This is a genomic window from Magnetococcales bacterium (genome assembly GCA_015231175.1).
Classification (GTDB): domain Bacteria; phylum Pseudomonadota; class Magnetococcia; order Magnetococcales; family DC0425bin3; genus HA3dbin3.
Genome location: JADGBZ010000116.1, coordinates 1 through 6,932, shown reverse-complemented (window position 1 = coordinate 6,932; position 6,932 = coordinate 1). Strand labels below are relative to the sequence as shown.

Annotated in this window: 6 protein-coding genes; 4 read left to right on the top strand and 2 right to left on the bottom strand. The window is 55.6% G+C overall.

Annotated elements, in window-relative coordinates:
* The first annotated feature begins 184 nt into the window (after positions 1–184).
* From arsS to HQL63_15270, 3 genes are all read left to right on the top strand, one after another.
* Positions 185–1,192 (top strand): arsenosugar biosynthesis radical SAM protein ArsS, encoded by a 1,008-nt coding sequence (gene arsS, locus HQL63_15280; protein MBF0178187.1) that lies wholly within the window; start codon positions 185–187, stop codon positions 1,190–1,192.
* Positions 1,193–1,309: 117 nt separating this feature from the next.
* Positions 1,310–2,989: a hypothetical protein gene (locus HQL63_15275; GenBank protein MBF0178186.1), complete on the top strand. Its 1,680-nt coding sequence runs from the start codon at positions 1,310–1,312 to the stop codon at positions 2,987–2,989.
* A gap of 338 nt (positions 2,990–3,327) precedes the next feature.
* Complete coding sequence (locus tag HQL63_15270) at positions 3,328–3,720, top strand: methylated-DNA--[protein]-cysteine S-methyltransferase (GenBank protein MBF0178185.1); 393 nt, start codon at positions 3,328–3,330, stop codon at positions 3,718–3,720.
* A 161-nt stretch (positions 3,721–3,881) separates the two neighbouring features.
* On the opposite strand, the gene rpmE is transcribed toward HQL63_15270, so the two are convergent.
* Together rpmE and rho are read right to left on the bottom strand one after the other, a co-directional pair.
* A complete protein-coding gene (gene rpmE, locus HQL63_15265; GenBank protein MBF0178184.1) occupies positions 3,882–4,163 on the bottom strand; it encodes a 50S ribosomal protein L31 in 282 nt (93 codons plus the stop codon).
* A gap of 17 nt (positions 4,164–4,180) precedes the next feature.
* Positions 4,181–5,443 (bottom strand): transcription termination factor Rho, encoded by a 1,263-nt coding sequence (gene rho, locus HQL63_15260; GenBank protein MBF0178183.1) that lies wholly within the window; start codon positions 5,441–5,443, stop codon positions 4,181–4,183.
* A gap of 386 nt (positions 5,444–5,829) precedes the next feature.
* Between rho and HQL63_15255 the strand changes: the two genes are divergently transcribed.
* Positions 5,830–6,888: a tRNA pseudouridine(13) synthase TruD gene (locus tag HQL63_15255; GenBank protein MBF0178182.1), complete on the top strand. Its 1,059-nt coding sequence runs from the start codon at positions 5,830–5,832 to the stop codon at positions 6,886–6,888.
* Positions 6,889–6,932: the final 44 nt, after the last annotated feature.

Sequence of the window (6,932 nt, the reverse complement as noted above, 5' to 3'; positions counted from 1 at the left end):
GTCAGAGAAAATTTACGCCACATCAGGCAATTAGGTCAATGTCGGGCACCACCTGGATTTCCATCCCAGTCTTTCAATCATTTTTTTGGACACTTCGGCTTCAAGTGCGATTGCCCTGCGGCCATGGCCCGCACGTCTTGCGGACGCGGAACCGAGTTGTTAGAGTGGGCCGAGGTTGGAGGTTATGGCCGTCGCAGGTCGTGGCCTTTGCGGGCGATGGATTGTTGGAGGTGTTTTCTTGAACGACTTCCTGCACAGCGTGGCAAGCCACACCGGTTCCACGGTTCTCACCTCCCTTGCCTTGACGACGATCCAGGTCAACCTGGGGATGCGCTGCAATCTGGAGTGCCACCATTGCCATGTGGCTGCCTCGCCACGGAGGCAGGAGAGCATGACCTGGCAAACCATGACCGAAATCCTGGATTTGCTCGACCGATCCGGGTGCCGGTATGTGGATTTGACAGGTGGCGCCCCGGAACTCCACCCCTTGTTGCGACGTTTTATCGACGCGCTGTGGGAAAGGTCGATCGCGGTCCAGGTGCGAACCAATCTGACCGTCCACACCGAGCCGGCAGCGGCTGGACTGGCGGAGTATTTTTCTGCCCGCAAGGTACGGCTTGTGGGATCCATGCCCTGCTATCTGGAACAAAATGTCGATGCCCAACGGGGCGTAGGAACCTACACCCGTTCCGTTGCGGCCCTGCGCCTGCTCAACCAACTGGGCTATGGCTTGCAGCCGGATCTGACCCTGGACCTGGTTTACAATCCTGGCGGCCCGTCTCTGCCACCCGACCAATGCCGGTTGGAAGCGGATTATCGGCGGGAGTTGCAACTTCGCCATGGGGTGGTGTTCAGCCATCTGCTGACCATCGCCAATATGCCTATCGGACGTTTTCGTGTGGATCTGCGCCGCCAAAATCGGGAAATGACCTACCGGGCCTTGCTGCGCGATGCCTTCAACCCCGGTACCCTGAAAGGGCTCATGTGTCGCAGCCAGATCAGCGTGGGCTGGGATGGCGCCCTCTACGATTGCGATTTCAACCTGGCCCTGGGTTTGGCCATTTCCGCAGGGGGGCGTGTCACGCATGCGAATGTGCAGCGGTTGCTGGCGCGACCCATTGTGACAGGGGAGCACTGCTTTGGCTGTACGGCTGGAAGCGGATCCTCCTGCCGCGGGGCTTTGGTCGCGTAGATTCATTTCCCAATCAAAATACCGATTCGGCGGAGACCGGTCCACATGCAATCGGAACGGCGGTTTGACAGGTGGTCAGGTCTGTTTTTTTTGTGTTCAACCGTCCTGGTGTTTTCCATGGCAATGGATTTTGGCATTGCCTGGGATGAACCGGAACATTGGGCGCAAGGTCATAGAGTTCTTGCCTTCTTTACGTCGTTATTTCAGGATCGTCAGGCAGTCAATCCCGATTTTGCAACCAGCTATTATGGCGGACATGTCCATGTCGTCTCTGCCCTTCTGGAGCGTCTGCTGGAACTGGATGCGTACCACACATCCCGCCTTTGGCTTCCCCTCCTGGGCATGCTGGGTGTGGCAGGGGTGTGGCGTCTCACCCGTTACATTGGGGGTGAACAGGCAGGGTTTTGGGCTGCAATCCTGCTGCTCCTGATGCCCAGATATTTCGGGCATGTGTTTATAAACCCCAAGGATATGCCTTTTGCCGTGGGGTATGTCTGGTCTCTTTATCATTTGATCCGCATAGCCGATGTTTATCCCTCCATTCCGGCCAAACTGGCCATTCGGACCGGCATGGTGCTTGGTGTCACGCTGGGGATGCGTACCTTTGGCGGCCTTTTGTGGATCATTCTTCCTCTTTTATTGTTTTACAAACAATGGCTTGTTTCTGGGCAAGCAGCCGTGAAATCATTCGGCGACACCCTGATCAAAAACAAATTTCCCATTTTTCTCCTGGCACTATTTTCCTGCGTATTTTGCGTTCTGCTCTGGCCGTCCGCGTTGGTAAGTCCCGTGCAGACCCTTGGACATACCCTGTCCATGGCAGCGAAATTTTCCCATGATTACACTGTATTCATGTTTGGGGAGGCGTATCGCTCCTCCGACCTGCCACTCAGTTACCTCCCGATCCATTTTGGTATTGAGTTGCCGGAGATTTCCCTGGTTTTGTTGCTTGCGGCGGTTCCTTTTGCCCTGCATCGATTGTTCATCACCCGAGATGGTCGCGAAAACAGCGAGATCGTAGGATACGCAGGTTTGTTGGCGGGATTGCTCGTTCCCCTTTTGTTTGTGGTGATTTTCCGACCATCCATCTACAACGGCACCCGCCATTTTCTCTTTCTACTGCCACCCATGGCAGCCTTGCAGGCGCTCCTCCTGGTTTCGATGCTATCCTGGCTGCGTCGGCGAGGCAGAAAGTTCCTTGCAACACTCAGCGTATGGATTGTTGTTCTGGCTCTTTTTACCCAGGTTGCCCGGATGTGGCTCTTGCATCCCATTGAATATTCCTTCTACAATGCCCTGATCGGAGGTCTCCACGGTGCCTACAACCGGTTTACCATAGATTATTGGCTCTTGAGCCACAAACCGGCCATTGAAAATCTTTCCGCCACGATCAATGCCCATCCAGGCATGACGCCCAGGGCGGGAGTTGGCAAACCCTTTAAAATATTTGTCTGTCCTTTTCCCGACATTGTTGCGCCATTTTTGGGAAAACATTTGACAACAACCCGCAACGCTTTGGATGCCGATTTTATTTTATTACAATCGGCGCGTCACTGTGTTACATATTATTGGATCGACGATGAAAAATACAGTGGTGTGAAACAAGTTGCCAAAAATTTGCACCGGGTGAAAGTAAAAACGTTTGAGTATGCCCAAACCATGGGAATACCAACAAGCGTCATATTGTCGGTGGAGCCCAAAAGCGACTGGGAAGTTTGTATCGCATCCGACAGGGAGAGTTCAGCAGAGATTGTATGGCGAAAGGATGCGGAACTCAGGAATATATGCAACCCATGATTGAGGCGCGAGGAAAAGGATGCGAAACCAAGGGATATATGCAACCCATGATTGAGGCTCGGGGAATGGGGGCGCAGGAAACAGCCTGCATACAGACCCATTTTGCAACTATTCAGGTAACTATTCACCACCCTTTCAAGAAAAGCTTGGATATGAAAGCCTTTGTCAGGGCTTCGTCCCGAACCCCACCAGGGCGCTGCCCTGGACCCGCCAGGGAGCCAGCCCCCTGGACCCCGATTCGTTACCGGGTACCTGGGCAGTTACCCCATTTTTTGGGAAATTTCCAGATCTGGATAACGGATGGAGCCATTTGCGCCCTCCGGTGGCACGCGCCCGACATGGAGACACACGCGCCCGATACCGACGGCGTTGTCACGAAAACATCCGCAGACTCCCCGCTTTGTCGCGCTTTTTGCCAATGGCTGGAGAGCTATGCCCGGAGGGAAGCTCCTGTCGTGGATCTGCCCTTGCAACCCCACGGCACACCCTTCCAGCAGCGGGTGTGGAGGGAAATCTCGACGATACCCTTCGGCGAAGTACGCACCTACGGCCAAATGGCAAAGGCCTTGAGCTCCGCCCCGCGAGCCGTCGGTCAGGCCGTCGGGGCCAATCCCCTACCCTTCTTGATCCCCTGCCACCGGGTGGTGGCCACCCGTGGTTTGGGAGGGTACAGTGGTGGCGGGGGTGTGGAGAGCAAGCGGTTTCTTTTGCAGTTCGAGAAAACCGGGTAGAGAGCGACTGCACGGCACCCGGAAGCAAAACCGGGAACCAGTGGCATGCCTCCCTGCCGACCGTCAAAAATCGGCATACCCATTTTTTGGCCCCAGGAAGCGCACCAGAAGCTTGGACCGGCGGGTGACACCAGACCCCTCACCCGCCGGCATAAACGCGCTCAGACGGCTTCCTTGCCGGATTTTTTTGTCGGCTTTTTGTTGTCTTGCCCAGCCGTCGCCCCCTGGGCCTCCTTTTCGGCAGCCGAGGCATACTTGCGGCGGAACCGCTCCACCCGTCCGGCGGTATCCAGCAACTTGTGCTTGCCGGTGAAGAAGGGGTGACAGGCGGAACACACAGCCAAGCTCATGTCACCTTTGGTGGACTTGGTGTTGTAGATCTGCCCGCAACCGGCACAGGTGAATACCGCATCCGTGTACTCGGGATGAATATCTGGCTTCATGGTTCGTCCTTGTCCAGTCAGTTGTTCATGCTTGCAAAAAACTCTGCATTATTCTTGGCGGCTTTGACCTTGTCCAGTAAAAACCCCATGGAGTCCTGCGGTCCCATGGGCAGAAGGATACGCCGCAAGACCCACAGTTTGCTGATTTCATCTTTTTCGGTCAGGAGTTCCTCCTTGCGCGTACCGGATTTGGCAATGTCGATGGCAGGGAAAATGCGCTTGTCGACGAGTTTGCGATCCAGGTGGACCTCCATGTTGCCGGTTCCTTTGAACTCTTCAAAAATCACCTCATCCATGCGGGAACCGGTATCGATCAAGGCCGTGGCGATGATGGTCAACGAACCGCCCTCCTCGATGTTGCGGGCGGCGCCGAAAAAACGCTTGGGGCGTTGCAGGGCATTGGCATCGATACCACCGGAAAGAACCTTGCCAGAGGAGGGGGAAACGGTGTTGTAGGCGCGCGCCAGGCGGGTGATGGAGTCGAGAAGGATCACCACGTCGCGCTTATGTTCCACCAGACGTTTGGCCTTTTCGATCACCATTTCGGCCACCTGCACATGGCGCGTGGCGGGTTCGTCAAAAGTGGAGGAGACCACCTCCCCCTTGACGGACCGCTTCATATCGGTCACCTCTTCGGGCCGTTCGTCGATGAGCAGGACCAGCAGGATCACTTCCGGATGGTTGACAGCTATGGAGTGAGCTATCCCCTGCATCAGCATGGTCTTGCCGGTGCGTGGCTGGGCAACGATCAAACCCCGCTGTCCCTTGCCGATGGGGCAGATCAGATCAATCACCCGTGGTCCCAGGGTTTTTTCCACCGGCCCTTCGCCATCCACCTCCATGCGCAAACGCTCGTCTGGATAGAGCGGGGTCAGATTGTCGAACAAAATTTTATCCCGGGATTTAAGGGGATCCTCGTAGTTGATTTTTTCAACCCGCAGCAGGGCAAAATAACGTTCACTCTCCTTGGGTGACCGGATCTGCCCCTCGATGACATCCCCGGTGCGTAAACCAAAACGCCGGATCTGGGAAGGTGAAACATAAATGTCGTCTGGTCCTGGCAGATAGTTGGTATCGGGCGCCCGCAAAAATCCAAAGCCGTCCTGAAGAATCTCCAACACCCCTTCGCCGTAAATCTGACCATTTTTTTCGCTTTCGGTCTTCAGGATCGCATAGATGAGTTCCTGCCGCTTCATCCCGCTGACCCCTTCCACCTTTTTTTCCGCGGCCAGGCCAGTCAAATCCGCAACATTCATGGATTTCAGGTCACTCAGATTCATAAGACCTCGAATTTCATCAACATGGGCATGAACATATCAAAAACGGGCATGCGAACAGGGGGGAGTCTGCTTTCGGAAAAGGTGCACTTTCTGGTATGGGCACGATCCGGTAAGGAGAAACTTGCCATCAGCCCGGAAGAGGAGCATGGTTCGTGGCTTCGCAAACACAAGCCAAGCCGGAGCCAAGCCAAATCCGGGGATCCCCCGCAGACAACTTGGCCAAAAAAACCCGGTCACACGGCAAACCCAAGCCGATTCAGGCCAACGAAGCCCGGCGAGTCGTCTCTCTTTGGTTCAGGGATTCAAACCGACCGATCATCCAGCAGGTGGGACGCTCAACCTAATAATCGGCTCCACCACCAAAGTCAAACAGAAAATTGCACACCATGGAAAAAAACGTCTTGATTCAACCTGATCTTCCACTGGCCTCGCCGGGTGCCGGCCTGGGTGGCGAGATCAAGACCACACCGGAAACCTTTCAGGTCACGGAAATACGTCCAGAGCAACCCGATGGCAATGGAGAACACTGGATCCTGACCGTGGAACGATCCGGCATGACCACAGAGCAGGTGGTCGATTGGCTCGCCCGCTCCTGCGCATCGCCGCGTGCAGCCATCGGCTATGCGGGTCTCAAAGATCGTTGGTCTCTGGCTGTGCAGGCGTTTTCTGTTCATCTGCCGCAACGGGAGTTGCCTGATTTGACTCCCCTTCTTCCGGCAGGACTCCGTATTCTCGATGCGGTCCGGCACCGGCGTAAAATCCGCATCGGCCACCTGAGCGGCAACCATTTTCGCATCTTCCTGAGCGGGGCACAGTGCACGCCGCAACATCAGGAAGGTGCAGCCATGACCGCTGCCTGGATCAAAACATACGGTTTCCCCAACTTTTTTGGCCCCCAACGTTTTGGCCGCGCAGGGGATAATGTCCAAAACGGATTGCTCATGCTGGCAGGGGAAAAAACCGGCGGCAACCGCAAACAGCGCGGTCTCTACCTCTCCGCCGTCCGTTCCGAGCTGTTCAACCAGGTCTTGGCGAAACGTCTGACGACAAACCGTTTTACACAACTCCTGGATGGGGATGTTGCCCAGTTGCAAGGCCGTTCGGCCTGCTTTGTCGTCCAAAGCGCGAGCTTGGAACAACCACGCTTTGCCGCCGGCGAAATCCACCCTACAGGCCCGCTGTTCGGGCGCAGCTTGCTGCAACCATCCGGCGAACCTGGAAATATGGAAGCGGATATAGCCCGAACCAAAGCCGAAGCTGTCACCCGTCTGACAGAATTCTCCGTGCAGGGTGAACGACGGGCGTTGCGGGTCATCCCCACGGATTTGACCCTGACCTGGGAAAAAAAGGGGTTGTGGTTGCAATTTTCCCTGCCACGCGGTGCCTATGCTACCTCCCTGCTGCGGGAGTTCATGCAACAAAAGGTTGGAGAAAAAAACGATTGAAAAAAAGAGGGGGTCTGGGGGATTCATCCCCCAGTGGGGTCTGG

Coding starts and splice junctions, on each gene's coding strand:
- arsS (MBF0178187.1), top strand. CDS start 185: ATGGCCGTCGCAGGTCGTGGCCTTTGCGGGCGATGGATTGTTGGAGGT.
- HQL63_15275 (MBF0178186.1), top strand. CDS start 1,310: ATGGCAATGGATTTTGGCATTGCCTGGGATGAACCGGAACATTGGGCG.
- HQL63_15270 (MBF0178185.1), top strand. CDS start 3,328: ATGGAGACACACGCGCCCGATACCGACGGCGTTGTCACGAAAACATCC.
- rpmE (MBF0178184.1), bottom strand. CDS start 4,163: ATGAAGCCAGATATTCATCCCGAGTACACGGATGCGGTATTCACCTGT.
- rho (MBF0178183.1), bottom strand. CDS start 5,443: ATGAATCTGAGTGACCTGAAATCCATGAATGTTGCGGATTTGACTGGC.
- HQL63_15255 (MBF0178182.1), top strand. CDS start 5,830: ATGGAAAAAAACGTCTTGATTCAACCTGATCTTCCACTGGCCTCGCCG.